28 protein-coding genes and 1 tRNA gene are annotated in these 26216 nt (G+C 65.2%); 13 read left to right on the top strand and 16 right to left on the bottom strand.

Going from position 1 to position 26216, the window contains the following annotated elements:
- Positions 1 to 112: 112 nt before the first annotated feature.
- Positions 113 to 1315, bottom strand: a complete 1203-nt coding sequence (locus tag ACT6QU_RS15045) for an ABC transporter substrate-binding protein (protein WP_444564371.1) — start codon at positions 1313 to 1315, stop codon at positions 113 to 115.
- Between the two features lie 240 nt (positions 1316 to 1555).
- Between ACT6QU_RS15045 and ACT6QU_RS15040 the strand changes: the two genes are divergently transcribed.
- Positions 1556 to 2341: a GGDEF domain-containing protein gene (locus tag ACT6QU_RS15040; protein ID WP_444564370.1), complete on the top strand. Its 786-nt coding sequence runs from the start codon at positions 1556 to 1558 to the stop codon at positions 2339 to 2341.
- A 33-nt stretch (positions 2342 to 2374) separates the two neighbouring features.
- Here ACT6QU_RS15040 and ACT6QU_RS15035 read toward each other — a convergent pair whose 3' ends face one another.
- The 7 genes from ACT6QU_RS15035 to ACT6QU_RS15005 form a co-directional block, all read right to left on the bottom strand.
- On the bottom strand, positions 2375 to 3196 hold the full coding sequence (locus ACT6QU_RS15035; protein ID WP_444564369.1) for an outer membrane protein: 822 nt from the start codon (positions 3194 to 3196) through the stop codon (positions 2375 to 2377).
- A 139-nt stretch (positions 3197 to 3335) separates the two neighbouring features.
- Positions 3336 to 4217 (bottom strand): 3-hydroxybutyryl-CoA dehydrogenase, encoded by an 882-nt coding sequence (locus ACT6QU_RS15030; protein WP_444564368.1) that lies wholly within the window; start codon positions 4215 to 4217, stop codon positions 3336 to 3338.
- A gap of 130 nt (positions 4218 to 4347) precedes the next feature.
- A complete protein-coding gene (locus tag ACT6QU_RS15025; RefSeq protein ID WP_444564367.1) occupies positions 4348 to 5277 on the bottom strand; it encodes an electron transfer flavoprotein subunit alpha/FixB family protein in 930 nt (309 codons plus the stop codon).
- 24 nt (positions 5278 to 5301) lie between these two features.
- Positions 5302 to 6048 (bottom strand): electron transfer flavoprotein subunit beta/FixA family protein, encoded by a 747-nt coding sequence (locus tag ACT6QU_RS15020; RefSeq protein ID WP_444564366.1) that lies wholly within the window; start codon positions 6046 to 6048, stop codon positions 5302 to 5304.
- A 167-nt stretch (positions 6049 to 6215) separates the two neighbouring features.
- Positions 6216 to 6974 (bottom strand): rhomboid family intramembrane serine protease, encoded by a 759-nt coding sequence (locus ACT6QU_RS15015; protein WP_444564365.1) that lies wholly within the window; start codon positions 6972 to 6974, stop codon positions 6216 to 6218.
- Positions 6974 to 7555, bottom strand: a complete 582-nt coding sequence (locus ACT6QU_RS15010; protein ID WP_444564364.1) for a cob(I)yrinic acid a,c-diamide adenosyltransferase — start codon at positions 7553 to 7555, stop codon at positions 6974 to 6976. The genes ACT6QU_RS15015 and ACT6QU_RS15010 overlap by 1 nt, the downstream gene beginning before the upstream one ends.
- Position 7556: 1 nt before the next feature.
- On the bottom strand, positions 7557 to 7757 hold the full coding sequence (locus tag ACT6QU_RS15005) for a twin transmembrane helix small protein (protein WP_444564363.1): 201 nt from the start codon (positions 7755 to 7757) through the stop codon (positions 7557 to 7559).
- Positions 7758 to 8015: 258 nt separating this feature from the next.
- Between ACT6QU_RS15005 and ACT6QU_RS15000 the strand changes: the two genes are divergently transcribed.
- Positions 8016 to 8870 (top strand): YihY/virulence factor BrkB family protein, encoded by an 855-nt coding sequence (locus ACT6QU_RS15000; RefSeq protein WP_444564362.1) that lies wholly within the window; start codon positions 8016 to 8018, stop codon positions 8868 to 8870.
- On the opposite strand, the gene ACT6QU_RS14995 is transcribed toward ACT6QU_RS15000, so the two are convergent.
- A complete protein-coding gene (locus ACT6QU_RS14995) occupies positions 8837 to 9730 on the bottom strand; it encodes a DMT family transporter (RefSeq protein WP_444564361.1) in 894 nt (297 codons plus the stop codon). The genes ACT6QU_RS15000 and ACT6QU_RS14995 overlap by 34 nt on opposite strands.
- Before the next feature lie 144 nt (positions 9731 to 9874).
- On the opposite strand from ACT6QU_RS14995, the gene ACT6QU_RS14990 reads away from it, so the two are divergent.
- Entirely contained in the window at positions 9875 to 10168 is a 294-nt protein-coding gene (locus tag ACT6QU_RS14990) for a hypothetical protein (protein WP_444564360.1), read from the top strand.
- On the opposite strand, the gene gluQRS is transcribed toward ACT6QU_RS14990, so the two are convergent.
- Complete coding sequence (gluQRS, locus tag ACT6QU_RS14985) at positions 10169 to 11044, bottom strand: tRNA glutamyl-Q(34) synthetase GluQRS (RefSeq protein ID WP_444564359.1); 876 nt, start codon at positions 11042 to 11044, stop codon at positions 10169 to 10171.
- Between the two features lie 69 nt (positions 11045 to 11113).
- Here gluQRS and ACT6QU_RS14980 point away from each other — a divergent pair, with 69 nt between their 5' ends.
- Together ACT6QU_RS14980 and ACT6QU_RS14975 are read left to right on the top strand one after the other, a co-directional pair.
- Positions 11114 to 11794 carry a DNA-3-methyladenine glycosylase family protein gene (locus tag ACT6QU_RS14980; protein WP_444564358.1) on the top strand — a complete coding sequence of 227 codons (681 nt, stop codon included), beginning with the start codon at positions 11114 to 11116 and terminating at the stop codon, positions 11792 to 11794.
- A 92-nt stretch (positions 11795 to 11886) separates the two neighbouring features.
- Positions 11887 to 12444 carry an HNH endonuclease gene (locus ACT6QU_RS14975; RefSeq protein WP_444564357.1) on the top strand — a complete coding sequence of 186 codons (558 nt, stop codon included), beginning with the start codon at positions 11887 to 11889 and terminating at the stop codon, positions 12442 to 12444.
- A gap of 134 nt (positions 12445 to 12578) precedes the next feature.
- Here the strand turns inward: ACT6QU_RS14975 and ACT6QU_RS14970 are convergent, their stop codons facing one another.
- Together ACT6QU_RS14970 and ACT6QU_RS14965 are read right to left on the bottom strand one after the other, a co-directional pair.
- Positions 12579 to 13085 carry a disulfide bond formation protein B gene (locus tag ACT6QU_RS14970; RefSeq protein ID WP_444564356.1) on the bottom strand — a complete coding sequence of 169 codons (507 nt, stop codon included), beginning with the start codon at positions 13083 to 13085 and terminating at the stop codon, positions 12579 to 12581.
- 11 nt (positions 13086 to 13096) lie between these two features.
- Positions 13097 to 13678: a YqaA family protein gene (locus tag ACT6QU_RS14965; RefSeq protein WP_444564355.1), complete on the bottom strand. Its 582-nt coding sequence runs from the start codon at positions 13676 to 13678 to the stop codon at positions 13097 to 13099.
- Between the two features lie 148 nt (positions 13679 to 13826).
- Here ACT6QU_RS14965 and ACT6QU_RS14960 point away from each other — a divergent pair.
- Together ACT6QU_RS14960 and ACT6QU_RS14955 are read left to right on the top strand one after the other, a co-directional pair.
- Positions 13827 to 13911: transfer RNA gene (locus ACT6QU_RS14960), tRNA-Leu, on the top strand.
- Positions 13912 to 13967: 56 nt separating this feature from the next.
- Positions 13968 to 14951: an aldo/keto reductase gene (locus ACT6QU_RS14955; RefSeq protein ID WP_444564354.1), complete on the top strand. Its 984-nt coding sequence runs from the start codon at positions 13968 to 13970 to the stop codon at positions 14949 to 14951.
- A gap of 4 nt (positions 14952 to 14955) precedes the next feature.
- On the opposite strand, the gene ACT6QU_RS14950 is transcribed toward ACT6QU_RS14955, so the two are convergent.
- The 3 genes from ACT6QU_RS14950 to ACT6QU_RS14940 form a co-directional block, all read right to left on the bottom strand.
- Positions 14956 to 15201, bottom strand: coding sequence for a hypothetical protein (locus ACT6QU_RS14950; protein ID WP_024587008.1), 246 nt, complete (start codon positions 15199 to 15201; stop codon positions 14956 to 14958).
- 89 nt (positions 15202 to 15290) lie between these two features.
- Complete coding sequence (locus ACT6QU_RS14945) at positions 15291 to 16535, bottom strand: GNAT family N-acetyltransferase (protein ID WP_444564353.1); 1245 nt, start codon at positions 16533 to 16535, stop codon at positions 15291 to 15293.
- The gene (locus ACT6QU_RS14940) at positions 16535 to 17944 is read right to left on the bottom strand and encodes a lipopolysaccharide biosynthesis protein (protein ID WP_444564352.1); all 1410 of its coding nucleotides are present in this window, start codon (positions 17942 to 17944) and stop codon (positions 16535 to 16537) included. Before ACT6QU_RS14940 ends, ACT6QU_RS14945 begins: the two co-directional genes overlap by 1 nt.
- Before the next feature lie 98 nt (positions 17945 to 18042).
- On the opposite strand from ACT6QU_RS14940, the gene ACT6QU_RS14935 reads away from it, so the two are divergent.
- Positions 18043 to 19260, top strand: a complete 1218-nt coding sequence (locus ACT6QU_RS14935; protein WP_444564351.1) for an MFS transporter — start codon at positions 18043 to 18045, stop codon at positions 19258 to 19260.
- Positions 19261 to 19263: 3 nt separating this feature from the next.
- On the opposite strand, the gene secA is transcribed toward ACT6QU_RS14935, so the two are convergent.
- Positions 19264 to 21981 carry a preprotein translocase subunit SecA gene (secA, locus tag ACT6QU_RS14930; protein WP_444836690.1) on the bottom strand — a complete coding sequence of 906 codons (2718 nt, stop codon included), beginning with the start codon at positions 21979 to 21981 and terminating at the stop codon, positions 19264 to 19266.
- 235 nt (positions 21982 to 22216) lie between these two features.
- On the opposite strand from secA, the gene ACT6QU_RS14925 reads away from it, so the two are divergent.
- The 5 genes from ACT6QU_RS14925 to ACT6QU_RS14905 all read left to right on the top strand — a co-directional run bounded on the left by ACT6QU_RS14925 (position 22217) and on the right by ACT6QU_RS14905 (position 26161).
- Entirely contained in the window at positions 22217 to 23197 is a 981-nt protein-coding gene (locus tag ACT6QU_RS14925) for a peptidylprolyl isomerase (RefSeq protein ID WP_444564349.1), read from the top strand.
- 24 nt (positions 23198 to 23221) lie between these two features.
- Complete coding sequence (gene argJ, locus ACT6QU_RS14920) at positions 23222 to 24463, top strand: bifunctional glutamate N-acetyltransferase/amino-acid acetyltransferase ArgJ (protein WP_444564348.1); 1242 nt, start codon at positions 23222 to 23224, stop codon at positions 24461 to 24463.
- 1 nt (position 24464) lies between these two features.
- Entirely contained in the window at positions 24465 to 25226 is a 762-nt protein-coding gene (locus tag ACT6QU_RS14915) for a GNAT family N-acetyltransferase (protein ID WP_444564347.1), read from the top strand.
- Positions 25223 to 25648, top strand: coding sequence for a (deoxy)nucleoside triphosphate pyrophosphohydrolase (locus tag ACT6QU_RS14910; protein WP_444564346.1), 426 nt, complete (start codon positions 25223 to 25225; stop codon positions 25646 to 25648). Before ACT6QU_RS14915 ends, ACT6QU_RS14910 begins: the two co-directional genes overlap by 4 nt.
- A 198-nt stretch (positions 25649 to 25846) precedes the next feature.
- Positions 25847 to 26161: a hypothetical protein gene (locus tag ACT6QU_RS14905; RefSeq protein WP_444564345.1), complete on the top strand. Its 315-nt coding sequence runs from the start codon at positions 25847 to 25849 to the stop codon at positions 26159 to 26161.
- Positions 26162 to 26216 lie beyond the last annotated feature (55 nt).

The following is a 26216-nucleotide window of genomic DNA, read 5'->3' as shown; positions in this document are numbered from 1 at the left end:
AACGTAAAAGTCGAGTGCGCGACCCAAACACACCCGTGGGTGCGACCATTTTGAACGAAAATGGCCCGGCGAGGTCGTCGCCGGGCCATAATCTTACACGACCGCCGTCAGATCAGCGATAGCCGACCGTCTTGAACTCGCCGCCTTCGACGACGTATTCGCGGTAGGTGCCAGCGGCTTCGCCGGGGCCGATCAGCTCGACATTGGTGACGCCGACATAGTCGACATCGCCGCCGTCCTTGAGGATCTGCAGGCCCTTGGCCAGTTCACCCGGAAGGATCGGCTCGCCGGGGCCGTTGGCGACTTCGAGAAGCGCGTCCCGGATGGCGGTGCGGTCGGCGGAGCCGGCCTTCTGGATGGCGAGTGCGATCAGCGCGCCGGCGTCGTAGCTTTCACCGGTGTAGGAGCTGGTCGGGTCGATGTCGGCTTCGCCCGCGATGGTCGCGAACATCTCCGAGCCTTCGCCTTCGGCGCCCGGCAGAACGCCGATCGTGCCTTCGAGGTCGTCGCCGATGGCGTCGATCAGGCTCTGGCCGTACATGCCGTCGCCGAGCGCGAAGCGATCGAACGCGCCGGTGTCGACCGCCGAGCGGATGATGCCGACGCCGCCCTGGTCGACATAGCCGAGGACGACGAGAACGTCGCCGCCGGCAGCGGCGAGTGCGCCGACTTCGGCCGAGTAGTCGCCCTTGCCGTCGTCATGCGGGGCTGCGATCGTGACCGAGCCGCCGGCCGCCTCGAAGGCGGCGACGAAGGCGTCGGAGAAGCCCTTGCCGTAGTCGTTGTTGGTGTAGGAAACGGCGACCGAGGTGATGTCCTGCGAGGTCAGGACTTCCGTCAGCACTTCACCCTGGCGCGCATCGGAAGGCGCGGTGCGGAAGAAGTAGTCGTTGTCCTCGATGGTCGAGAGCGCCGGCGAGGTGGCCGAGGGCGAGACCATGACGAGGCCGTTCGGCACGGCGACGCCGTTGGCGATGCCGATCGTCACGCCCGAGCAGTCGGCGCCCATGATCGCGGCGACGTTGTCGGTGGTGACGAGGCGTTCGGCGGCGGCCGTCGCGGCGGCGTTGTCGATGCAGGTCGAGTCCGCGCGGACCGGCTTCAGCGTCGCACCGTCGAGCAGAAGGCCGCTCTCGTTGACTTCATTGAAGGCGAGCTCGGCGCTGGCGGCCATGCCCGGCGTGATGCTTTCCAGCGGGCCGGTGAAGCCGAGAATGATGCCGACATTGATCTCTTCCTGCGCGGAAGCGGCACCAGCGGCAAGAAGCGCGGCGCCAGCCACCGAAGCGGCGAAGATCTTGCGGAAATTGGACATATGATATGCCTCCCTTTGGAGAGTGTTCCTGAGTTTTACGTTCGCCCGGATCTGAATGAGCCCGGATTGGCGGCGATATTCCAACCTGCGTTTCGGTTTGTAAAGCCTGGAGAATCTGGATTTTCGCACCCGGTTAACGTCGATCGCGCCGGCTGGAGCAAAAGTTCGGGCCAAGTCTAACCGAATGTTCATCGCTCGCGGCCAATATCCGCGAAAAGCTGACGTTGGAGGAGGTCCGGCTTGACACGAACCGCCATGGCCACTGCCGCACCGCCCAGGATTTCGCGCCGTGGCGCGGTGATGCTCGCCCGCTGGACGATCCTGGGTACGGTCGGTTGCCTCGCGATCTCGCTCGCCTGGAACTGGCTCGCCTTCCGGCATATGGATGCGCTCGCGCTGCGGCAGGGGCTGATCAGCGCGACCGTGCTGCCGATCATCCTCGCCGGGCCGCTGTTCTTCTACCTGACGCTGAAGCTCCGGGAGCTCGCGAGCGCCAACCACCAGCTCGCCGAGCTTGCCTCGACCGATCATCTGACGAAATGCCTCAACCGCCGGGCGCTGGTGGCGAATGTCGAGCGTCATCTCGACCAGGGCGACGCAGGCGCGCAAGGCGCGCTGCTCGTCATCGACGCCGATCACTTCAAGCAGGTCAACGATCTCTACGGCCACCACCAGGGCGACCTCGCCCTCATCCGCATCGCGTCGGTGATCAGAAGCTGCGTACGCCAGGGCGATCTCGTCGGCCGCATGGGCGGCGAGGAGTTCGCGGTGCTGCTCGGCGGCGTCGCGCCGGCGCAGGCGGTGCGGATCGCCGAGCGCATCCGCCAGGCGGTCGCATCCGCCCCGCTCGACATCGACGGATCGCACCATCGCCTGACGATCAGCGTCGGATGCACAGCGTTTTCGGGCAGCGCCAAGTTCCGCGATCTCTTTTCGCTCGCCGACCAGCGCCTCTACGAGGCGAAGCGGCTCGGGCGAAACCGGGTCGAGGCCGGCGCGGATGCGAACATGAAAAAGGCCGGCTGAGAGCCGGCCTTTTCTGCATTCGTTTAGGAACGATCAGAAGCGGTAGGTCAGCTTCGCATTGATCGTGTGGAAGTCGAAGTCGCCATCGGTTCCGGTGAGGTTCGTCCCAGCGGTTCCCGCATCGCCGAACGGACCGACGCCGGCCGTCGTGTTGACGAGATTGGCGCCGAAGTCGTTGCCACCCAGATTGGTGTAGAGATATTCGAGGCCAACGGACCAGTTCTGCGTCACGCGCGCTTCGACACCGCCGCCGACCGTGTAGCCGAAATCGTTGTCCTGGCCGCCGAAAGTGGTGGGCGTGCCGGGCGACGCGGCACCCTGACGATAGCTAAAGTCGACGTCGCCATAGGCCACGCCACCCGTCACATAGCCGAGGAAGTTTTCGTTGAAGGCGTAGCCGAGACGGCCACGCAGGGTCGCCAGATAGTCGAGATCGCGCGAGATCACGTATTCGGCCGGCGAACGCGAGAAGGCGCGCTGCTCGTCGCCGATGTCGGTGTAGCTGATGTCGAGCACCGCACCGTAGACGATGTTGCCCGACTGCCAGTCATAACCGACATGGACGCCGCCAACGAAACCGTCATCGAAGTCGCCGTTCGCGGCCAGGCTGGAGCCGTCCGGTGCGCCGAGCGGCGTGAATGCTGCGATCAGAGCCGGGTTGGTGAACGGATCAAGCTGGATTTGGCCGGTCGAACCGAAGCCGTAACCTGCCTGGATACCCGCGTAGAAGCCGGCCCAGCTCATGCCGGAAACCACGTCCATCGGCATCGGGGCCGGTTCGTTGTAGATGACGTCGGCCGCCATGGCCGAGCTTGCGGCGAATGTTGCGGCCAGGCCGATGAGAATGCGCTTCATGAAATTGCCCTCCAGTTGAGACGGTTCAGCAACGGAAGGGGTACGCGAAAGTTGCACAACCAGAAGTAAACTGTGACGTGATCGCGTCCGAAATCTGGCGAAGTGGCAAAATTGCCATAATTTAGAAAACGCGCAACAATCAACGGGTTGGGACTGGGTGCTCGCCGCGATAGTCATAGAATCCGCGCCCGGACTTGCGGCCGAGCCAACCGGCTTCGACATATTTCACCAGAAGCGGGCAGGGCCGATACTTGGAATCGGCAAGGCCGTCATGCAGCACCTGCATGATCGACAGGCAGGTGTCGAGCCCGATGAAATCGGCAAGCTGCAGCGGGCCCATCGGGTGGTTCGCGCCCAGCTTCATGGCCGTGTCGATCGCCTCGACCGAACCGACGCCTTCATAAAGCGTGTAGATCGCCTCGTTGATCATCGGGAGCAGGATGCGGTTGACGATGAAGGCCGGGAAATCCTCGGCGACGGTGATCGTCTTGTCGAGGCTGGCGACGAAGCCGCGGGCGGCCTCGAAGGTCGAATCCTCGGTGGCGATGCCGCGCACCAGTTCGACCAGCTTCATCACCGGCACCGGGTTCATGAAGTGGATACCGATGAAGCGCTCGGGCCTGTCGGTCTGCGCGGCGAGGCGGGTGATCGAGATCGACGAAGTGTTGGTCGCGAGGATCGCTTCGGGGTTCAGGAGCGGACAGAGCTGCGCGTAGATCTTGCGCTTGATCGTCTCGTCTTCGCTTGCCGCCTCGATGACGAGATCGCAGTCGGCCATATCCTCGATCGCCGGGGCCGGCACGATCGACGACAGCGCCTGCTGGCGGATTTTTTCTTCGAGCTTTCCGGACGAAACCTGCCGGGCGAGGTTGCCGCTGATCGTGGCGATGCCGGATTCGATCCGCTCGGACGAAATGTCGTAGACCTTGACCTTGTAGCCCGAGATCGCCGCGACATGCGCGATGCCGCCGCCCATCTGGCCGGCGCCGACCACGCCGATCGTCCTGATTGTACCCGTCATCGTGATGTAATCCCGTCGAGACGCCTTCAAGCGCGGCGTCTTCACTTCATATTGCGGCGCAAAGTAAAAGGGCGGGACTGGTTCGTCCAGTCCCGCCCGCTTTCATTTGCAACAATTCGCGGTGTCCGCGTCAGAGCGCCTTTTCAAGCTCCGGCAGCACCGTGAAAAGATCGCCGACGAGGCCGTAATCGGCGACCTGGAAGATCGGCGCTTCTTCGTCCTTGTTGATGGCGACGATGACCTTGGAGTCCTTCATGCCGGCCAGGTGCTGGATCGCGCCGGAGATGCCCGCCGCGATGTAGAGCTCCGGAGCCACGACCTTGCCGGTCTGGCCCACCTGCCAGTCGTTCGGCGCGTAGCCGGCATCGACGGCAGCGCGGCTGGCGCCGACGGCTGCGCCGAGCTTGTCGGCGATCGGCAGCATCACCTCCTCGAACTTTTCCTTAGAGCCCAATGCGCGCCCGCCCGAGATGATGATCTTCGCCGATGTCAGTTCGGGACGATCGGAGGCGGCGATCCGGTTCTCGACGAATGTCGACAGACCGGGATTGTCGGCGGCCGAAACGCTTTCGACCGAAGCCGAGCCGCCTTCGCCGGCTACCTGGAACGAGGCGGTGCGGACGGTGATCACGCGCTTGGCGTCGGTCGACTGCACGGTCTGGATCGCGTTGCCGGCATAGATCGGGCGCTTGAACGTGTCGGCGGAGACGACCTCGACGATGTCGGAAAGCTGCATCACGTCGAGGAGCGCGGCGACGCGCGGCATCACGTTCTTGGCCATGGTGGTGGCCGGCGCGATGATCGTGTCGTAGCCGTCGGCGAGCTTGACGACGAGGGCCGCGAGGGGCTCGGCGAGGCGCTCGGCCAGTTCGTCGGCCTCGGCCAGAAGCACCTTGCGAACACCGGCCAGCTTACCTGCTGCATCGGCTGCAGCCTGCGCGCCCTTGCCCGCCACCAGCACGTCGACGTCGCTGCCGATCTTGGAAGCCGCCGAAAGCGCTTTGGCGGTCTGGTCGGAAAGGGTCGCGTTGTCGTGTTCGGCAATCAGAAGAATAGCCATTTGTCTGTTCCTTTTGCCTTGAGTTTAAAGCACGCCGGCGGATTTGAGGCTCGCCACCAGTTCGGCGACGTCCTTGACCTTGACGCCCGCCTTGCGGCCGGCCGGCTCCTCGGTCTTCAGCACCTTCAGGCGCGGCTTGACCTCGACGCCGTAATCGGCGGCCGACTTCTCGTCGAGCGGCTTCTTCTTGGCCTTCATGATGTTCGGCAGCGAAGCATAGCGCGGCTGGTTCAAACGCAGATCGGTGGTCACGATCGCCGGCATCTTGGCTTGGATCGTCTGCAGGCCGCCATCGACCTCGCGCGTCACCTTGGCGTTGTCACCATCGATCTCGATTTTGGAGGCGAAGGTCGCCTGGCTCCAGCCGAGTAGGGCGGCGAGCATCTGGCCGGTCTGGTTCGCGTCGTCGTCGATCGCCTGCTTGCCGAGGATGACGAGGCCGGGGTTTTCTTCGTCCACGACGCCCTTCAGGATCTTGGCGACGGTCAGCGCCTCGGTGGTCTCGTCGACCTTGACGAGGATCGCGCGGTCGGCACCCATGGCGAGCGCGGTGCGCAGCGTTTCCTGGGCCTGCTGGGGTCCGATGGAGACGACGACGATCTCCTCGGCCTTGCCGGCTTCCTTGAGACGGATCGCCTCTTCGACCGCGATCTCGTCGAACGGGTTCATCGACATCTTCACATTGGCAAGATCGACGCCCGAGCCGTCCGCCTTGACGCGGATCTTGACGTTGTAATCCACCACCCGCTTGACGGGGACCAGAACTTTCATTCGCTTGAAACCTTTCCCTTGGATGTAGCGTCTGCGTCTAACAGGATGCGTGCTGCACCGCTTGTCAGAAATCGACATTCCGGGGCTGCCCGGCACAATCGCGGCGGACCGTAGTTTGTGGCGGAATGAGCGTCAATAGAGCGCCGGGCGCTCAAAACGGTTGAAATCTAGCGATCCCACGGACCGCGCGAACGCGTCGCATCCGCACGCGCCGGCGCGACGACCGCCGCCTGCGGCGTGACGATGTGGCGGTCGAGAAGCGGCACTTCGGAGCGCTTCAGCACGACCAGCAGAACCGCGCCCGCAATGATGCCGCCAATATGCGCCGCCCAGGAAATCTGGTCCTCGCCGGCCAGCGCCAACATGACGAACTGGAAGCCGATCCACAGCGCCAGCACGATCCAGGCCGGAATTCGCAGGGGCAGGCGGCCGAAGGCCAGCACCCAGATCTTCACGCGCGGATGCAGCAGCAGATAGGCCGAGACGATGCCCGCCACCGCACCGGATGCGCCGATCAGTGGAACCTGCGACATCGGTGCCATCATGCCGTGGAAAAGTGCGCCGGCAACGGCGCAGGCGAGATAGAAGGCGAGAAATTTCAAATGTCCCATCGCGTCCTCGACATTGTCGCCGAAGACCCACAGAAACAGCATGTTGCCGCCTAGATGGAGCAGGTCGCCATGCAGGAACGCGTAGGTGACGTAGGACGCTTCGCCGGGAAGAACGACGAGTTCGGGCGGCAGGTCGACATGGTCAAAGGCGACCGAGGGGATGTATCCGTAGGAATAGGCAGCCGCCTGCGTCGCCTCCCAGCCGCCGGCCACGCTCCAGAAATAGGCGATGACGTTCACCGCGATCAGCCCGACCGTCACATATTGCGCCTTGATGAAGCGGAGCCGGTTGGCGTCGTGGAGCGGGATGAACATCAGCGGTTCTGGCCGGGCACCCACAACACGTCGGCGCGGCCGTCGTCGTTGACGGCGCGGGCGGCTACGAAGAGGAAGTCGGAGACGCGGTTGATGTAGCGGATCGCATCCGCGCCGACGATCTCGCCCTCGATGCGCGACAGCTCCACCATCATCCGTTCGGCCCGGCGCGTCACGGTGCGTGCGAGGTGCAGCGCGGCCGCGGCGGGCGCCCCACCCGGCAGGACGAAGGTGCGCAGCGGCTGGAGGCGCTTGTTGAGGACGTCGATATCGGCCTCGACGCGGGCGACCTGCGAGGCGACGATGCGCAGCGGCTCGTAGGGCAGGGGCGCGCCGGTGTCGGGGGCGGCGAGATCGGCGCCGAGGTCGAACATGTCGTTCTGGATGCGCACCAGCATGGCGTCGATATCGCCATGCGTGCCTTGCGTGTGGACACGCGCCATGCCGATGCAGGCATTGGCCTCGTCGACCGTCCCGTAGGAAGCGACTCGCAGGTCGAATTTCGGCCGGCGCTCGCCCGAACCCAGCGCCGTCGTGCCGTCATCGCCCGTGCGGGTGTAGATGCGATTCAGAATGACCAAGTCAGCCTCCGGACTGGCGCGAGAAATAGAGCGCCAGCATGACGAAGACGAGCGCGAGGAACTGCAGGACGATGCGCGCCTGCATCAGTTTGTTGGACGTGTTGCCGGAACCGCCGCGCATCATGTTGATCAGCCCGCGCACGAGCACGAAGGCGACCGCGACCATGAACAGGACGGCTATGACGTTGAAGACGGTGGACATCGATATTCCCGACTGGAAAGAAAGGCGCCGCGAAACGTTGAGGACTGCGCGGCGCGCATTTGGACATGTGGTTGGCAACCATTATGGAGCGCGCCTGCGCAATCTTCCAGTGGCGGCGGCCGATTGCCTCACCCGGGTCGAGTTTCGGGCAAGCGGGACGCGCTAGGAGTGAAACCGCAGGACGGCGAAACCCGTACCTGAACTGAACCGAAACCGCGTTTCGAGGCTTGATTGGTCGATGTCTTTGCTGGTCCGACGATGATCCGACAGGTTGTCGCGACGAAGCGGGTGCTGGGTGATGCACTCGGGCATTTCAACAATGACGACGGCTGGGCGATGGCGAGCCATCTTGCCCTGTCGGCTCTGCTCGCGCTTTTTCCATTCCTGATTTTCGCCACCTCGCTCGCCAGCTTCCTCGGCGCCAAGGCCTTCGCGGACACCGCCGTTCATCTCGTCTTCGACACCTGGCCCGAGGAGATCGCCTCCCCGATCGCCTACGAGGTGACGAGCGTGCTGACCGTGCAGCGCGGCGATTTCCTGACCATCGGCGTCATCATCGCCGCCTTCTTCGCCTCCAACGGCATCGAGGCTTTGCGCGTCTCGCTCAACCGCGCCTACCGCGTCAGCGAAACGCGCTCGATCTTCACGCTGCGCCTGCAAAGCCTCGCCTTCGTCTTCATCGCGACGGTCGGATTCGTCATCGTCTCGGCGCTGCTCGTCGTCGCGCCGCTGATCGGCGACCTCGCGCAGGAGCATGTGCCGTGGCTCGAGCCCTATATGGGCACGATCACGATCTGGCGCTTCATCGTCGCCTCGCTGGTCATCGTGATCGGGCTCGTCGCGGTGCATTTCTGGCTGCCCGCCGGCAAGCGACGCTTCGTCGACATCGTGCCCGGCATCATCTTCACGCTGATCGGCTGGGTCATCGGCTCGACGGCATTCGCGAACTACCTCTCGCAGTTCTCGTCCTATGCCACGACCTATGCCGGCCTCGCCTCGATCATGATCGCGCTGGTCTTCCTCTACATCGTCTCGGTGATCTTCATCATGGGCGGCGAGCTCAACGCCGCGATGAAGCGCTATTTCGAGGCGCGCGCCCGCGTTCCGGGCTGAACTTTCTTCGTGGCAACCGCCACGCCGATCGTCGTCAGCACCATGCCGGCGATCTGCACCGCATTGAGCGTCTCGTCGAAAAGCACCCAGGCGACGAGCGCCGTCACCGAGGGCACGAGGAAGAACAGCGACGACACCTTCGCCACCTCGCCCTCGCGGATGAGGTACATCAGGAGGAAGATCGCGCCGAGCGAGAGGACGAGCACCAGCCAGGCCATCGCGAAGACCAGTTCGCCGGTCATCTGGTAGGTCTGCGTCTCGAACGCCAAGGTCGCGACGAGCATCAGCGCGACGCCGCCGACATATTGCCAGATCGTGCCGACGACGAGGTCGCCGCTCGCCACGAAGCGCTTTTGCCAGACGGTCCCGGCGCTGATCGCCAGCATGGCGAGGATCGACGATGCGAGCGTCGCCGCGGTCACGCCGCCCAGCGCCCCGAGCTTGGGCGCCAGCACGATGGCGACGCCTGCAAGGCCGAGCGCCATGCCCGCCCAGTGCTTCACCGTCAGCCTTTCGCCGAGAAAAGCCGCCGCCAGCATCGCGGTCGCGAGCGGCTGCAGGCCGACGATCAGCGCCGAAAGTCCCGCCGGCATGCCGTTGCGGATCGCCCAGAAAACGCCGCCAAGATAGACGCCGTGGATCAGCGCGCCGGCGATCATCGCGTGCACCGCCTGCCGCCGATCCATCGCCCGCCAGCTTATCGCGGCGAGCAGCAAGGCGAGCAGGAGGATCGTCAGGCCGAAGCGAACCGCGAGGAAGGCGAAGGGCTCAGCCCAAGGCATCGCGTATCGCGCGCCGATGAAGCCGGTCGACCAGAGCAGCACGAAGACGACGGGGACGAGGCGGATGAGGAGCGGCATGGAAACTTTCGCGGACAGGTTGAAGCCGCTCTAATTGCGTTGGCCCGCGCAAGCAAATCGAAAGAATTGAAGCGCAGTTTCATGGCAGATGCGGGTGAATGCAGACGGGGCGCATCCTTGACCCTTGGAGGGGAAGGATATCGCATGCTTTGGAATCTTAGTTTCATCTGGCTGTGCCTGGCGCTGGCATCCGTCGCGATTCTGTCGTTCCTGCTCGGCCTTTGCATGGACGCCATCATGGGGCCGGACGGTTTCGGGCCGATCGGCAACACGGTCGTGCTGGTGGCCGGCTTCTTCCTGACGATCGCGCTCTACAACCATGTCGGTCACACATTCGCCGACCTGCGGCTCGCGACCACCTACGGGCTCGGCGGCGCGTTCATCACGGTCGCGGTTCTGGCAGGTCTGAAGGCGATCGGCAGCCGGTTGCGCCTCTAGCTAGAGCCCGACCATGCGGCGGATGTCGTGGGGTTCCAGCCCGGCGCTGCGCAAGGCATCCAGTCCCGTATCGAAATGGCTTTTCGAGAGTTTTCGCCCGTCATCGTCCAGGATCAAATCGTGGTGGAGATAGGCCGGCGCCGACAGGCCGAGCAGTTCCTGCAGCAATCGCTGGCCCGACGTCGCGTGAAACAGATCGCGCCCGCGCACGACATGGCTGACGCCCTGGATCGCATCGTCGACGACGACCGAGAGCTGGTAGCTCGTCGGCACATCCTTGCGCGCGATGACGAAATCGCCCCACGCGCGGACGTCTGCCGCGATCGTGCCCGTTTCGCCCGCCGGCCCCGCGCCCTGCTCCTGCCAGTCGAGCCTGCCAGAAACCTGATCCATCGCCGCGTCGATGTCGAGCCGCCAGGCAAACGGAGCGCCCGCATCGATCCGCGCCTGGCGCTCGCGCCGAGACAACCGGCGCTCGATGGTCGGATAGAGCGGCGCGCCGTCAGGATCGCGCGGCCAGTCCATCCCTTGTGCCTCTTCCTCGGCGATGAAGGCGCGCACGTCGCCGCGCGACAGAAACGCGGGATAGACGAGCTCGGCCTCGATCAGTCGGTCGAGCGCGGCGCGATAGTCGTCGAAATGATCGGACTGGCGCCGCACCGGCTCTTCCCATTCGAGCTCCAGCCATTCGAGATCGAAGCGGATCGCGCGTTCGAATTGCGGCCGGCAGCGCTCCCGGTCGATATCCTCGATGCGCAGGAGAAACCGCCCACCGATCTGCCGCGCCAGATCGTGGTTCAGAAGCGCGGAATAGGCGTGGCCGAGATGGAGCGGCCCGTTGGGGCTGGGCGCGAAGCGGAAGACGGGAAGCGACATTCGGGCCGATGATCGTTGCGCAAGGTCAGCGCCGATTGCTACGCTTGTTCGCCGCAAAGGACAAATATCATGCGCCGCATCGACACGCTGGACGACATCGCCGAAGGATTGAGCGCGCTCGCCGCCGCCGATCCGCGGCTGGGCGAGGTGATCCGGGTTGCCGAAGAGGTCACGCTGAGGCGCAGCGAGCCCGGCTTTGCGAGCCTCGTGTCCATCATCGTGTCGCAGCAGGTCTCGCGCGCCAGCGCGCAGGCGATGATGCGCAGGCTGACGGCGCTTGCCGATCCGCTGACGGCGCACGCCGTCGCCGAAGGCGGGCCGGACATGCTGCGCGAAGCCGGCATATCGCGGCCCAAGCAGCGGGCGATCCTGGCGCTGGCCGAATCGCTCGATGCCGGCGCCATCGACCTCGAGGCCCTCTGCCTGCTCGATGCCGAGGAGGCGATCGGCCAACTCACCGTACTGCCCGGAATCGGCCCCTGGACGGCGCAGATCTATCTGCTCTTTTCCGCCGGCCATCCCGACATCTTCCCGGTCAAGGACGTCGCGCTGCAAAATGCAGTCGGCCGCGCCTTCGGCATGGACGAGCGTCCGAACGAGCGCGATCTCCACGCAATCGCCGAACTCTGGAGCCCGTGGCGCGGGGTCGCCGCGCGCCTCTTCTGGGCCTATCACCACGCCACGATGGGGCGCAGCGCCGCGCCGATGCTGACGCCTGCCGAGGCCGATCCGCAAACGCCTTTGGGATAAGCGACGCAGCGTCAACAAGTCGCTTCACATCCCTGTCACGTCGGGCTTACATTGTCCGTGTCGATCGATGCCGCTTCGAAGGAGGTCAGGTCTTGACGGTTGCCGTCTCGCCGGATGGCTTGCCCGCACTGGTGCTGAACGCGGATTACCGCCCGCTCAGCTATTACCCGCTGTCGCTCTGGTCCTGGCAGGATGCGATCAAGGCCGTGTTCCTCGATCGCGTGAACATCGTCGCCGAATACGAGCATTCCGTATCCTCGCCTTCCTTCCAGATGAAGCTGCCGAGCGTGGTGTGCCTGAAGAGCTACGTGAAGCCTTCGCGCCATCCCGCCTTCACCCGCTTCAACGTCTTCCTGCGCGATCGCTTCCAGTGCCAATATTGCGGCACGCACGAGGATCTGACCTTCGATCACGTCACCCCGCGCCGCTGCGGCGGCGCCACGACCTGGGACAACGTCGTTGCGGCCTGTTCGCCATGCAATCTCAGAAAGGGCGGGATGCTGCCGCGCGAAGCGAAGATGTGGCCACGACAAAAGCCCTACGAGCCCACCGTGCACGACCTCCACAACAATGGCCGGCTGTTTCCGCCGAACTATCTGCACGAAAGCTGGATCGATTATCTCTACTGGGATGTCGAACTGGAGCCCTGAAAATCCGCCAGCGCTGGCTGCAAATGGCGTCGTGCTGCGCTTCCGGTGCTCACGTACAGAGGTACGCTGCGCTCCGGTTCTCGCACGCCACCATTTTCGCCCAGCCCTGACTGATTTTCGCGTCGCGGCCGGGATCAGGCCTTCCTGAACGCCGCGACATAGCCGATTCCGGCCAGAACGAAGCTCGCGACCGCGTTCCATCCGGCGAAAGAAAGGCCGATGAAGCGCCCCGCGGCCTGGTCGCAGGAGGGCGGGATGACGCTGTCCAGCGCGTCGAGCAGGCTGCCGCCGGTCGGGGCGGGCGCGACCACGCCGCAGTCGGACGGTCCCAGCCACCAGCCCCACTCGACGCCGGCATGGAAGACACCGAGATAAAGGCTCCATGTCATGATCAGCGCGCCGGCGAGGAGGATGCCGCGCACCAGAAGCGGCGGCGCCTTGGCGAAGGCGGCGACGAGGCCCGCGATCATGATCGGGGCACCGATATAGTAGGGCGTGCGCTGTTCGAGGCACAGCTTGCAGGGGATGTAGCCGGCCAGATGCTGGAAGCCGAGCGCGGTGCCGACCGTGACCGTCATGCCGACGGCGAGCAGTGCGAGCGCAGCCTGCTGGAAGCGTCCGATCGGGTCGTTCACGGCCATTTCGCGTCCTCTCAGAACATATAGCGCACGGCGACGAAGCCGCCGATCAGCAACACCATGAACAGGGTGAAGAGAAGGCCGAGATGCTTTTCGATGAAGAGCCGGATCGGCTCGCCGATGCGATAGAGCAGCCAGGCGACGAAAAAGAACCGCAGGCCGCGCCCGATGATCGAAACGACGATGAACGTCACGAGATCGAGGCCCGTCGCGCCCGAAAAGATGGTCAGGACCTTGTAGGGGAACGGCGTGACGGCGGCGAAGAGCACGCCCCAGCCACCCCACTCATTGTACCAGGCAGCGACCTGGCCGAACGAATCCTCCTTGCCGTAGAAGGCGAGGATCGGCCGGCCGACCGCCTCGAACAGCCAGGCGCCGATGGCATAGCCCAGAAGCGCGCCCAGAACCGATGCGACGGTGCAGATCACCGCATAGCGGAACCAGCGCCGGCGCTCGGCCAGAACCATCGGGATCAGGATCGTGTCGGGCGGGATCGGGAAGAACGAGCTCTCGATGAACGACACGCCGCCCAGGGCTTTTTCGGCGTGGCGGGTGCGCGCGAGCGACATCGTCCAGTCGTAGAGTCTGCGAAGCATGGGGTTCCCCGTTTCGGCCGGGCACAGCTAGAGCGAATCGGCCGCAGGCGCAATGCGTTTCCCCGTCGCGGGCGGCCGATATTCCGGTTGACGGGTTCGGGTCGGACCGTATAGTCCGCAGCCATCTTGGAGCGCTCCCCGCTCCAGGGCCCCTGTGGCGGAATTGGTAGACGCGCTCGACTCAAAATCGAGTTCCGCAAGGAGTGCTGGTTCGATCCCGGCCAGGGGCACCATCCGTAGCCGATCGCTGCGACGCGCAGCGCCACCCGCCCCTTCGGAGAAATCTCCCGTGCAAAGACGCAAACTTGGCAAGAACGGACCTGAAGTCGGCGCGGTCGGCCTCGGCTGCATGAGTTTCGGCGGAATCTACGGTGCGACGGACATGGCCGAGAGCCATCGCACGCTCGCCCGCGCGCTCGACCTCGGCGTCGACCATCTCGACACCGCCAACATCTACGGCGAAGGCGTGGCGGAGGAGGTGATCGGGGCCTTCGTCAAGGATCATCCGAATCGCTTCACCATCGCCACCAAGGCCGGGATCAAGAACAAGCCGGTGCGCGGTTTCGACAATTCGCCCGAGCATCTGCGCGCCTCGCTCGAAGCTTCGCTGAAGCGCCTCGGCGTCGACCATGTCGCGCTGTTCTACGTCCACCGCCGCGAACAGTCGCGGCCGATCGAGGACGTGATGGAGACGCTGGTGCGGTTGAAGGAAGAGGGCAAGATCGGCGCGATCGGGCTGTCGGAGATTTCACCGGCGACGCTGGAACGCGCCAATGCCGTCCACCACGTCGCCGCCGTCCAGAACGAATATTCGCTGTGGACGCGGCTTCCCGAACTCGGGCTCCTGCAAGCGACCAAGCGTCTCGGCACGGCGCTGGTCGCATTCTCGCCGGTTGGGCGCGGCATCTTCTCGTCGACCCCGGTCGATCCGGCGCGGTTCGGCGAGGGCGATTTCCGGCGCTTGAACCCGCGCTTCATCGAGCCGAATTTCGGCTACAACAGCGCCTATGTCGCGAAATTCGCAGCGTTTGCGAAGGCGCGCGGCCTCTCGCCGGCAACGCTTGCGATCGCATGGACGCTGGCGCGCGGCGACCACGTCATCCCGATACCGGGAACCCGCAGCGCGGCGCATCTGGAGGAAGATGCCGCGGCGGCCGACGTCGTGCTTTCACCGGCCGATCTCGACGCCATCGAGGCGATCCTGCCGGTCGGCTTCGCCCATGGCGACCGCTATTCGGAAGGTCAGGCCAACGGGCCGGAGCGCTATTGCTGAACGGTCAGCGCACGAAGGCGGTGATCGAGGCGGCGACGAGCACGATCGCGATCACCAGCAGCACGAGATAGGCGCGCTTCTGATCGAACATGACGGCGAACGAACAGAACCAGATCGAGACCGCGCCGCCCAGCGCGTAGAGAAAGGTCGGCTTGTCGGTCCACATCAGGCCGGCGAGCATGAGCCCGCCGATGATGAGGCTGCCGAAGACGATCATCAGGCTAAGGGCGAATCTATCGGAATCCATCAGGCACTCTTTCGTCGCACCGCTTTCGATGCAGGCCGCAGCCCGCCTTCCCTACATCGGCTGGCAGGGCGCAAAAAGCAAGCTTGCGAAACTCATCGCCGCAGGGTGCGCCTGACGCTCGAGCGTGCGCGGCGCAGGAGATCGCGCAGCCGCGCCTCGCGCTCGAGCCCGAGCGCGGACGCGTTGACGAGCCTGTCCGCCTTGGGTTCGAGCCCGACGATCAGCGTCGCCAGCGTCGAGCGTTCGGACCACATGCGGCTCAGGACCGGGTGATCGGGAACGGCGCAGGAATCGCTCATGGTGACGTTGAGGTCCTCAAGGTGACGGCGCGTCACTTCCGCCATCAGCAGCACGCCCGGCGACCAGGCGGCGAATTCCTCGTCGAACGCAGTCTTCCACGTATAGGCGACGCCTGATTCGACGAAGACGACGAGCGAGGCAATCGGTCGGCCCGAAAGCGACAGCGTGTGGATGCGGCACATGGCCCGTTCGCTCAAGCCTGCCACCGCTTCGCGAACGAAGGCGGCGCGGAAGCGGTCGACAACCATCGCCGTGCCGGCCCGGCCTTTCCATCCGCTCGCCTCCAGCGCCAGGAAGGTCTCGACGGCGAGCCGGTTTTCCTCCGGCGTCTCGGCGATGTCGTAGAAGAGGTCGCCCTTTTCGGCGAGCCGGCGTTCGAGGCGGCGGTGTTCGCGGTAGTGCTTCTTGAGCGTGCCGGCGAGGTAGGCGTCGCCGTCGAGATCCGAATGCAGGACGGGCCGCTCGCGCTCCATGACGCGCAGGATGGGCAGGTTGAGCTCGGCCGCTGCGCTCTGCAGCGTCGCGGCGAAGATGCCGTCGATGCGAATGTCGGGAAACTGGATCAGCTTCGGCAGGGCTTTTTCGGGCGCTGCGATCAGGCGCAAGAAATCGGCGACGATGCCCTGCGGGTCGTCGCGATCGACGAGCGGCGTGCCGAGCGGTCCGAACGGGCTCGCCCAGGTGCGGATGGCCGGTGGGCCAAGGCGCAGCAGCGGACGTTCGACCGAGAACGGGACCAGCAGGCGCAGCCTGCTCCGGGCATCGCGTTCGTCGCGCATGACGGCAAGCCGCACCTCGCGGTCTTCGAGCCGGGGCATGGCGGGCGCAAGGAAGCGCGGGTTGAAGAACACGTTCGGTTCGATCGCGCGCTGTGCCAGATGGTCGAGCTCGGTGACGAGGTCGTAGCCGGTCGAGGCGGGGTAGATGTCGAGCCGGCGCACGCGCTCCAGCCTAGCCGCTTCGCGGTCGCTCGCCGTGTCGCCGGCGAAATGGTCGAGCATCGCGGCCGGGTGCCGCCCTTCAGCCGTCGCGCCCATCACGCATTCCCCGTCTTCGGCGCCGCGGCGCCCATCCACATGTCGATGCCGAGCTTGGCGCGCACCGTGAAGGCGAGGAACACCGCCTCGCATGCCATCGCGACGGCGGTGGCGATCGCCGCGCCCCAAAGCCCGTAGAGCGGGATCAGGACGCAGTTGAGCGCCACATTGACGACCAGCACCAGCGCATAGAGCCGTGCGCAGGCATTCTGGTAGCCGCCCATGGTCAGGACGCTCTCGGCCGGGCCCACCACGGCCCGCGCGACGACGCCGGCGACGAGCACGAAGAGCAGCGGATAGCCCGCCGTGAATTCGGCGCCGAACAGCATCAGCAGCGGCTCGCCCGCCGCGAGCAGCAGCGCCGCCATGGCGAGCGTCGGCCAGAACGTCCAGCGCACCGTGTCATGCGCGAAGGTGGCGAGTTCGTCCGCCCGGTCGCCGTGCATCAGTCCGGCGAAGCGCTGCGCGACGCCGGCGCGCACTGCGAAATAGACGAAATGGACCAGCGCCAGCGTCTTCACGGTCGCGAAATAGACCGCGACGTCGGTCGGCGGCAGGAAGAAGCCGACCATCAGAACGTCGGCATTGGTCAGGATGTAGATGAACCCCTCGATCAGGAACACCGGCAGCGAGACGACCACCCAGCCGCGCACCCCGAAAGCGCGCGGGCCGGCCGCGGCCTGGCGCTCGGCGCGGTTCGAGACCGTCACGAGCTGGAACAATGTGGTCGCATAGACGGCGACGATGGCGGCGTACATGCCGGTTTCGGCACTGGCCGGCGCGCCGACCGCAACCGCGACGACCATCAGGATCAACAGCAGGAGCGGGCGCACGATATAGGTCGGCAGCATGGCGTGGAACGGCCAGGCGTGGCCCCGCGCCACCCCTTGCATAAGGTCCGAAAGGCCCATCATCGGCAGGCAGACCATGCCGAGCAGGAACGGCACGACATGATGCGGCTCGATCCGGTCCGACAAGGCGTGGATCATCGCGGCACCGGCGAGCGCGATAAGCGTCGAGGCCGCGAACACGATCAGCCGGCTGCCCAGAAGCACGCCGCGCAACTCGGCCACACGTCCCTGGCCTCGATATTCGGGAATGAAGCGGATCATGGAGGTGTGGAAGCCGAGGCACGACAAATTGCCCAGGATCAGCATCGCCGTCCAGACGAGGACGAAGACGCCATATTCGAAACCGCCCATCCAGCGCGCCAGGAAGACCTGGCTGGCGAAGGCGATGAATGCGGAGGTGACGCGCACGGCGAAGGCGGTGAACGACATGCGCGCCGCGTGGCTGCGCTCTCCCGAACCGAAGGCAAGGGCGTCGAATGCTTCGAGATGCGGGCGTGCGCGCGAGGCGAGCCGCTCGGGCAAAATGCGTTCGGCCGTCGTTGCAGCGGAGACTCGCACGCTCTAAACTTTCCCTTCTCGCGTCCAGCCATATGGCATAGGGCCAAACACTTTAAGAATCGGTTCGGCGCCCGCCGGGCCGGATGACGGCCCGCCTCATGCCCAAGCCTGCGCCTTCTGATTTCGTCATCGCCATCGTCATAGGCATCACCCAGACCATCGGCTATGGCAGCCTCTATTATTCCTTCGGCGTCCTCGCCCCGTTCATGGCGCAGGATGTCGGCCTGTCGCTGACCGGGGTCTATGGCCTCTTCTCGATCGCGCTTCTGGCGTCCGGCTTCATCGCGCCGCGCGCCGGCCGGCTGCTCGACGGCAAGGACCCCGCCCTCGTCATGACGGCCGGCTCGTGTTTCAGCGCGCTGCTGCTGGTCGGCTGGGCGCTGGCGCCGGGCAAGGCGGCGTTCGGCCTCTTTCTCATCCTGTCGCAGATGAGTTCGGTGCTCGTGCTCTACGAAGCGGCTTTCGTGCTGACTGCGCGGCTGTCGCCGTCCAATGCGCGGCGAACCATCACCGGCATCACGCTCATCGCCGGTTTCGCCTCGACGATCTTCTGGCCGCTGACGAGCTGGCTCACGATTTCGGTCGACTGGCGAACCATCCTGCTGATGTTCGCAGGCCTCAATCTGGCGGTCTGCGTGCCCGCCCATTTTTATCTCGCGTCCCGCGTCCCGCGCAGCATTGCCGGCGAGGCCGGATTTGCCCAGCGCCTGGCGCAGGGAACCATCGCGTCGGACCGTGACCGCCGGCTCGCATTCCGGCTTCTGCTGGTCGCCTTCGCAGCCAACGCCTTCGTCATGTCGGCGGTGCATCTCCACCTGATCGGCCTTCTGGGCGCGCTCGGGCTCGGTGCATCGGCGGCGCTGATCGGCGCCTTGATCGGGCCGGCGCAGGTCGCCGGGCGCATTGCGGAATTCACCGCCGGGCCGCGCATCAGCGTCATGAGCGTGGCGCTGTTCGCCACCGGCGCCTTGCCGGCAGGGCTCGGTTTCCTGATCGGGGGCGCGGGGTACCTGCCCGCCGCCATCGTCTTCGCGCTCGTCTTCGGCGCGGGGCAGGGGCTTTCCTACATCGTGCGCGGCGTCCTGCCGCTCACGCTTTTCGGCGCCGACGGCTATGGCGCGCGCACGGGCAGGATCAATTCGGTGCGATTGTTCGTGTCGGCCGGCGCGCCGTTCCTGGCCGCCGCCATCTTCGAGCGCTTCGGCGCGCAGGCGGCGCTCGGCGTCATCGCCGCCGCCGGCATCATCGGCTTCGTCGCCATCGTGGCGATCGTCCCAATCCTGCGACGTGCCGGGCATCCCGGCACGTCGATCTGATCGTCAGGCGAATGTGCCGTGGCAGTGCTTGTACTTCTTGCCCGAGCCGCAGGGGCATAGCTCGTTCCGGCCGACCTTGCCCCAGGTGCCCGGATCGTTCGGGTCGCGGTCCTCGGGAGCGACAATGCGATTGTCTTCGCCCGAGGCGCCCTGCGCGAAGTCGTCCTCGCCCGTCACCGGGTCGAGATGGTGGCCTTCGACGGCAGGTGCCTGCGGCGGCGGCGCATCGGCGGCCTGGCGCACGAGTTCGACGCGCATCAACTGGCTCGTGACGACCTGGCGCAGATTGGCGAGCATCGACTGGAAGAGCTCGAAGGCCTCGGTCTTGTATTCGTTCAGCGGGTCGCGCTGCGCATAGCCGCGGAAGCCGACGACCGATCGCAGATGGTCGAGATTGACCAGATGCTCGCGCCACAGGCTGTCCAGCGTCTGCAGCATCACCGACTTCTCGACATAGGTCATGATATCGGGGCCGAAACGCTCGGCGCGCTCGGCCGCCGCCGCGTTGGCCGCTTCCATCAGGCGCTCGCGGATCTGCTCTTCGTCGATGCCTTCCTCGGCCGCCCATTCGTCGACCGGCAGGTCGAGATTGAGGCCCTCGCGCACGCCTTCCTTGAGGCCCGCGACGTCCCACTGCTCGGCATAGGCGTTTTCGGGAATGTGGCGCGCGACCAGATCCTCGACCACGTCCTCGCGCATTTCGGCGACGGTGTCGGTGACGTTGCCGCCTTCCATCAACTGGATGCGCTGGTCGAACACGACCTTGCGCTGGTCGTTCATGACGTCGTCATATTTCAGAAGGTTCTTGCGGATGTCGAAGTTGCGCGCCTCGACCTTCTTCTGCGCCTTTTCCAGCGCCTTGTTGATCCAGGGATGGATGATCGCCTCATCCTCCTTGAGGCCCAGCTTGGTCAGCATGGAATCCATGCGGTCCGAGCCGAAGATGCGCATCAGGTCGTCCTGCAGCGACAGGAAGAACTTGGAGCGGCCCGGATCGCCCTGACGGCCCGAGCGGCCGCGAAGCTGGTTGTCGATGCGGCGCGATTCGTGACGTTCGGTGGCGAGCACGTAAAGGCCGCCCGCGCCGAGCGCCTTTTCCTTCAGGCGCTGCACGTCCTCGCGGATCGCCTTTTCCTTCGCCTCGCGCTCGGGGCCGGCAGGCATGTCGCCGAGCTCGGCCGCAACGCGCATGTCGGCATTGCCGCCGAGCTGGATGTCGGTGCCGCGACCGGCCATGTTGGTCGCGATGGTGATCGCGCCGGGCTTGCCGGCCTGCGCCACGATCGAGGCTTCCTGCTCGTGGTGACGGGCGTTCAGGACCTGGAAGTCGGTGAAGCCGTCCTTGCGCAGCCGTTCGGCGAGCTGTTCGGACTTTTCGATCGAAGTCGTGCCGACGAGGACCGGCTGGCCCTTGGCGCTGGCCTCCTTGATCTCGCGGACGATGGCGCGGAACTTCTCCTCGACGGTGCGGTAGACCTCATCGTCCTCATCGAGGCGCTGGACCGGCAGATTGGTCGGGATGTCGGAGACGCCGAGGCCGTAGATGTTGCCGAATTCCTCGGCTTCCGTCTGCGCCGTGCCGGTCATGCCGGCGAGCTTGGAATACATGCGGAAGTAGTTCTGGAAGGTGATCGAGGCCAGCGTCTGGTTCTCGGGGTGGATCTTGACGTGTTCCTTGGCTTCCAGCGCCTGGTGCAGGCCTTCCGAGAAGCGGCGGCCCGGCATCATGCGGCCGGTGAACTCGTCGATGATCACGACCTCGTCGTTGCGGACGATATAGTCCTTGTCGCGCTGGAACAGGCGGTGGGCCTTCAGCGCGTTGTTGACGTGGTGCACGATGGCGACGTTCTCGATGTCGTAGAGCGAGGCGCCCTTGAGCATCCCGGCTTCGCGCAGGAGATTTTCGAGCTTCTCGGTGCCTTCCTCGGTGAAGTTGGCGGTGCGCTGCTTCTCGTCGATCTCGTAGTCTTCCGCGGCAAGCAGCGGAATGAACTTGTCGATCTGCTGATAGAGTTCCGATCGGTCTTCGAGCGGGCCGGAGATGATCAGCGGCGTGCGCGCCTCGTCGATCAGGATCGAATCGACCTCGTCGACGATGGCGTAGAAATGTCCGCGCTGCACCATCTGGGCGCGCTCGTATTTCATGTTGTCGCGCAGATAGTCGAAGCCGAGTTCGTTGTTGGTGGCATAGGTGACGTCGCAGGCATAGGCGGCCTTGCGCTCCTCGTCCGACAGGCCGTGGACGATGATGCCGGTCGACAGACCAAGGAAACCGTAGACCTTGCTCATCCACTCCGCGTCGCGGCGGGCGAGGTAGTCGTTGACGGTGACGACATGGACGCCCTCGCCAGCGAGCGCGTTGAGATAGACGGGCAAGGTGGCGACGAGCGTCTTGCCCTCGCCGGTGCGCATCTCGGAAATGCCGCCTTCATGCAGAACCATGCCGCCGATCAACTGCACGTCGAACGGGCGCAGGCCAAGCGCGCGCTTGGAGGCCTCGCGTACCGTCGCAAAGGCGGGAATGAGGAGATCGTCGAGCGAGACGCCTTCGGCGATCTGCTTCTTGAACTCTTCCGTGCGGGCGCGCAGCGCCTCGTCGGAAAGGCCGGAAAGCTCGGCTTCGAGAGCGTTGATCGCCTCGACCCGCGGCCGCAGTCCCTTGATGCGCCGATCGTTCGAGGAACCAAAAATCTTGCGCGCGACGCCAGCGAGACTGACCATCAAAGGTCCTTTCGAAAAGAAAGTTTTCCGGTCTGGACCGGACCGCCCGTCGAGGGGGTAACGGGCATGTGAAAAGACGGAAAAGCGCCCGGAAAACGGTTCTGGACGCCAAGACGAAGGACAGATAAGAGGGGGCACAAGCGATGTCAACGCCGCCGCCTGCGGGCGCAAATGCGGAATTCCGCCACATTCGCAAGGGCTGGAAACAGCATCGAACCCTCACTGGAGTTTCTTCATGAATGTTTTGTTTCGCCGCTTGTCCGCTGCCGTCGCGCTCGTCGCGCTGACTTCCGGCGCAGCCTTCGCGCAGGAAACCGCTCCGGCAGCGCCCGAGCCGGCCGTCGCCGCCGATCCTGCCGCGGTCGTCGCGACCGTGGACGGCCAGGACGTGACCGAAGGGGACCTTGCTCTGGCCCTTCAGGGTCTTGAACAGCAATTCGCCAACCTCTCGCCCGAACAGCGCCGCGCCGCCGCGCTTTCCGCGCTGATCGAAATCCGCCTCCTCGCCGCCAAGGCCGAAGAGGAAGGGCTTGACGATGGCGAGGAATTCCAGCGCCAGATGAATTTCCTGCGCGAGCGCGCGCTGCACAGCGCCTTCATCGAGCAGCAGGTCGCAGCCAGCGTCACGGACGAAGAGGTCCGCGCCCGCTACGACCAGGAAATCGCCAACACGCCGCCTGCCAACGAAGTGCGCGCCCGCCACATCATCGTCGACAGCGAGGAAAAGGCGCAGGAGCTGATTACCGAGCTCGACGGCGGGGCCGATTTCGAGGAGCTCGCCAAGGAGAATTCCACCGACGGCGCGGCCGCGCAGGGCGGGGACCTCGGCTATTTCGGCCAGGGCCAGATGGTGCCGGAATTCGAGCAGGCCGCCTTCGCGATGGACGTCGGCGCCCACTCGTCCGAGCCGATCCAGACGCAGTTCGGCTGGCACGTCCTCAAGGTCGAGGACAAGCGCCAGCAGCAGCCGCCGGCCTTCGAGCAGGTCGGCCCGCAGATCCGCTCCATCCTCCTGCGCGAGCGCTATTTCGAGACCGTCGAGGAAATCCGCGAGGCGGCCGAAATCGACATCGCCGATGCAGAACTGAAGGCGACGCTGGACGAGATGGAAGCGGCGGCGCAGCCCGGCGCGCAGTCGGAATCGGATGCCGAAGCTGGCGCCGAAGGCGCCATCGAAGCCGCTCCGTCCGACGAGACCACCGACCCGGCCGAATAAGCTCCAGACACGAAGACCAGCGCCATGTCCGACGCCGTTTCTCCGCTCGCCCCGAAAAGCTATCCCCAGATGCCGCCCATCGACGGCGTCCGGATCGCGACGGCGGAGGCCGGCATCAAGTATAAGGGTCGCACCGACCTCCTGGCGATGGTCTTCGACGAGGGGACGACCGTCGCCGGCGTCTTCACCAAGTCGAAATGCCCGTCGGCTCCGGTCGACTTCTGCCGGGCGAATCTGCCCGGCGGATCGGCGCGCATTCTGGTGGTGAATTCGGGAAATGCGAACGCTTTCACCGGAAAAAAGGGCCGTGAAACCACCGAAATGACGGCTGTTTTGGCCTCAAAAGCGGCCGGTTCCAGCTCAAAAGAGGTGTTTTTGGCCTCGACTGGCGTCATAGGCGAGCCTCTTGACGCCAAAAAATTCGCTCATTTGCTCGACGACATGGTCGTTCGCGCCGAACCTGGCCTGTGGGCCGAGGCCGGCAAGGCGATCATGACGACCGACACCTACCCCAAATATCTGACCGCGACCTGCCAGATCGACGGCATCGACGTGACCCTCAACGGCATCGCAAAAGGTGCTGGAATGATCGCGCCGGACATGGCGACGATGCTGTCCTTCGTCGCTACCGACGCGCCGATCGGCGCCAGGGCGTTGCAGGATTTGCTGTCGAAGGGCGTCGGCATGACGTTCAATTCGGTGACGGTCGACAGCGACACCTCGACCTCCGACACGCTGATGCTGTTCGCCACCGGCGCCGCCGAAAAGCGCGGCGCGGCTCGGATCGAGGACGCCGAGGACCCGCGGCTTTCCAATTTCCGCCGCGCGCTCAACAAGTTGCTGAAGGCGCTGGCCTTGCAGGTCGTGCGCGACGGCGAGGGCGCGCGCAAGCAGATCGGCGTCACGGTGACCGGCGCGAAGAATGCGCGGTCGGCCAAGCGCGTGGCGCTCTCCATCGCCAATTCGCCGCTGGTCAAGACCGCGGTTGCCGGCGAGGACGCCAATTGGGGCCGCGTCGTCATGGCCGTCGGCAAGGCCGGAGAGCCGGCCGATCGCGACATGTTGTCGATCTGGTTCGGCGACATCCGCGTCGCCCATGCCGGCGAGCGGGACCCGGACTATTCGGAGGAAGCAACCTCCTCCTACATGGAAGGCGACGAGATCGACATCCGCGTCGACCTTGGCCTCGGGCGCGGGCAGGCGACGGTCTGGACCTGCGACCTCACCAAGGAATATGTCGCCATCAATGGCGACTACCGCAGCTAGGATGGCAAACGCCGACCTGCCCACCGTCAGGCGGCTGGAGGCGGCGGGCTTTCGCGCCTGGCCGGCTGAAAACGTCTCCTATGACGGCACATGGTCGGTGCGCACGACGCCTGGCCTGCCGACGCGGCGTTCGAACTCCGTCACCCCGCTCGACCGTTCCGATTGCGACGGGCTGGAAAGCCGGTTGCCGGGGCTGCGGGCGCGGTTCGCCGCGGCCGGGTTTCCCGTCACGTTTCGCATCACGCCGCTGACCGGACCGCGCCTCGTCGATCAGCTCGACGAGAGGGGCTGGCCGGTGATCACGCCGTCGCTCGTCATGCGCGCGGAGTTGGGCGCGATGCCCGACGCCAAAGCGGATGCGGAGATGGTATCTCCCACCGCGTTCTGCCGGGCCGGGATTTCGATCGGAGCGATCGATCCGGCGCGCGCGACGCCGCTGGAAGCGCTTCTGGCGCGCGTTCCGGCGAAACTGGGGCTGTTTGTGCTGTCCATCGATGGCCGGCCGGCCGCCAAGGCGATGTGCACCGTCGATGGTACGCTTGCCGGCATCTACGAGGTTGCGACCACGCCCGCCTTTCGCGGGCAGGGGCTTGCCCGCAAGGTCGTCTCGTCCGCGCTCGCCTTTGCCGGTGCGAAGGGTGCGCGTGCCGGCTTCCTGATGGTGGACGAGAGCAACGCTGCCGCGATCGCGCTCTACAGATCCTTCGGCTTTTCGACGGCCTACCCATACGAATACCGTGCCGAACCGGAGGCGAACATATGAGCGATGCGGCAGACGATGCACCGAAACGCCTGCTGCTCGTCGCGGCCTGCGCGCTGGTCGATGCGGACGGGCGCGTGCTTCTGGCGCAGCGGCTGGCGCACAAGCAGTTGGGCGGGTTGTGGGAGTTTCCCGGCGGCAAGGTGGAGCCCGGCGAGACGCCGGAGGAAACCGTCGTTCGCGAACTCAAGGAAGAACTCGGCATCGAGACCAAGACGGTATGCCTTGCGCCGCTGACCTTCGCCAGTCACTCCTACGAGACATTCAACCTTTTGATGCCGCTGTTCGTCTGCCGCCGCTTCTGGGGCATTCCGCAGCCGCTGGAAGCGCAGCAACTGAAATGGGTGCGCCCGACCAAGATGCGCGATTATCCGATGCCGCCGGCCGACGAGCCGCTGATCCCGTTCCTCATCGACCTGTTGTAGGGTGTGTCGATATTCAGGCCCGAGCGGCCTGCAAATGACAGGTTTCTGCGCTTCCGGTGCTCATGTCCCCTGAATCTCAACACACCCTAGAGCAAGACGAGGCAGTCGAAATTTCGACTTTGAGCTTTCGCGTTAATCGATGATTCAGCCAATCCTGCAAAAGTCCTGTGGAATATCATCCGGGCAACAGGACTTCGCATGGAACGCGGCGGGCTAGACCACTCGGGCCGATCCTTCATCAGCCAGACCAGCGCAGGCATCCTGCGTGTGACGCTGCTGTTCGGCTCGGCGGCCATCGCGCTCACGCTGATCCTCGTGCCGATCGCCGACAAGCATGCCCGCGACCGGATGTTCGCATCGGTGCAGTCGCCGGGCATCGACCGGATGTCCACCGGCAGCATCACGCCCCGCGGCGGCGGCGAGGCCTATACGATCCGACGCAGCGTGCTGCAGCAGGACCCGAATTCGGTCTGCATCATCCGCGAGTCGGGCGCGCGTTCGGGCTCCTGCTGAGGCAATCGAGCCGCATCGCTCCACACTTCCTTAACGACGCCTCTTGGCAGCTTCC

The organism is Aliihoeflea sp., from assembly GCF_052435475.1.
In the GTDB taxonomy this organism is placed as follows: Bacteria; Pseudomonadota; Alphaproteobacteria; order Rhizobiales; family Rhizobiaceae; genus Aliihoeflea.
The sequence above is the reverse complement of the archived record's forward strand: the minus strand, read 5'-3'. Positions and strand labels throughout refer to the sequence as shown.

Bases quoted from the DNA above. Each gene is read 5' to 3' on its own strand.
- ACT6QU_RS15045 (WP_444564371.1), bottom strand. From the start codon at position 1,315: ATGTCCAATTTCCGCAAGATCTTCGCCGCTTCGGTGGCTGGCGCCGCG.
- ACT6QU_RS15035 (WP_444564369.1), bottom strand. From the start codon at position 3,196: ATGAAGCGCATTCTCATCGGCCTGGCCGCAACATTCGCCGCAAGCTCG.
- ACT6QU_RS15030 (WP_444564368.1), bottom strand. From the start codon at position 4,217: ATGACGGGTACAATCAGGACGATCGGCGTGGTCGGCGCCGGCCAGATG.
- ACT6QU_RS15025 (WP_444564367.1), bottom strand. From the start codon at position 5,277: ATGGCTATTCTTCTGATTGCCGAACACGACAACGCGACCCTTTCCGAC.
- ACT6QU_RS15020 (WP_444564366.1), bottom strand. From the start codon at position 6,048: ATGAAAGTTCTGGTCCCCGTCAAGCGGGTGGTGGATTACAACGTCAAG.
- ACT6QU_RS15015 (WP_444564365.1), bottom strand. From the start codon at position 6,974: ATGTTCATCCCGCTCCACGACGCCAACCGGCTCCGCTTCATCAAGGCG.
- ACT6QU_RS15005 (WP_444564363.1), bottom strand. From the start codon at position 7,757: ATGTCCACCGTCTTCAACGTCATAGCCGTCCTGTTCATGGTCGCGGTC.
- ACT6QU_RS15000 (WP_444564362.1), top strand. From the start codon at position 8,016: ATGATCCGACAGGTTGTCGCGACGAAGCGGGTGCTGGGTGATGCACTC.
- ACT6QU_RS14995 (WP_444564361.1), bottom strand. From the start codon at position 9,730: ATGCCGCTCCTCATCCGCCTCGTCCCCGTCGTCTTCGTGCTGCTCTGG.
- ACT6QU_RS14990 (WP_444564360.1), top strand. From the start codon at position 9,875: ATGCTTTGGAATCTTAGTTTCATCTGGCTGTGCCTGGCGCTGGCATCC.
- gluQRS (WP_444564359.1), bottom strand. From the start codon at position 11,044: ATGTCGCTTCCCGTCTTCCGCTTCGCGCCCAGCCCCAACGGGCCGCTC.
- ACT6QU_RS14980 (WP_444564358.1), top strand. From the start codon at position 11,114: ATGCGCCGCATCGACACGCTGGACGACATCGCCGAAGGATTGAGCGCG.
- ACT6QU_RS14970 (WP_444564356.1), bottom strand. From the start codon at position 13,085: ATGGCCGTGAACGACCCGATCGGACGCTTCCAGCAGGCTGCGCTCGCA.
- ACT6QU_RS14965 (WP_444564355.1), bottom strand. From the start codon at position 13,678: ATGCTTCGCAGACTCTACGACTGGACGATGTCGCTCGCGCGCACCCGC.
- ACT6QU_RS14945 (WP_444564353.1), bottom strand. From the start codon at position 16,535: ATGGGCGCGACGGCTGAAGGGCGGCACCCGGCCGCGATGCTCGACCAT.
- ACT6QU_RS14935 (WP_444564351.1), top strand. From the start codon at position 18,043: ATGCCCAAGCCTGCGCCTTCTGATTTCGTCATCGCCATCGTCATAGGC.
- secA (WP_444836690.1), bottom strand. From the start codon at position 21,981: ATGGTCAGTCTCGCTGGCGTCGCGCGCAAGATTTTTGGTTCCTCGAAC.
- ACT6QU_RS14925 (WP_444564349.1), top strand. From the start codon at position 22,217: ATGAATGTTTTGTTTCGCCGCTTGTCCGCTGCCGTCGCGCTCGTCGCG.
- argJ (WP_444564348.1), top strand. From the start codon at position 23,222: ATGTCCGACGCCGTTTCTCCGCTCGCCCCGAAAAGCTATCCCCAGATG.
- ACT6QU_RS14915 (WP_444564347.1), top strand. From the start codon at position 24,465: ATGGCAAACGCCGACCTGCCCACCGTCAGGCGGCTGGAGGCGGCGGGC.
- ACT6QU_RS14910 (WP_444564346.1), top strand. From the start codon at position 25,223: ATGAGCGATGCGGCAGACGATGCACCGAAACGCCTGCTGCTCGTCGCG.
- ACT6QU_RS14905 (WP_444564345.1), top strand. From the start codon at position 25,847: ATGGAACGCGGCGGGCTAGACCACTCGGGCCGATCCTTCATCAGCCAG.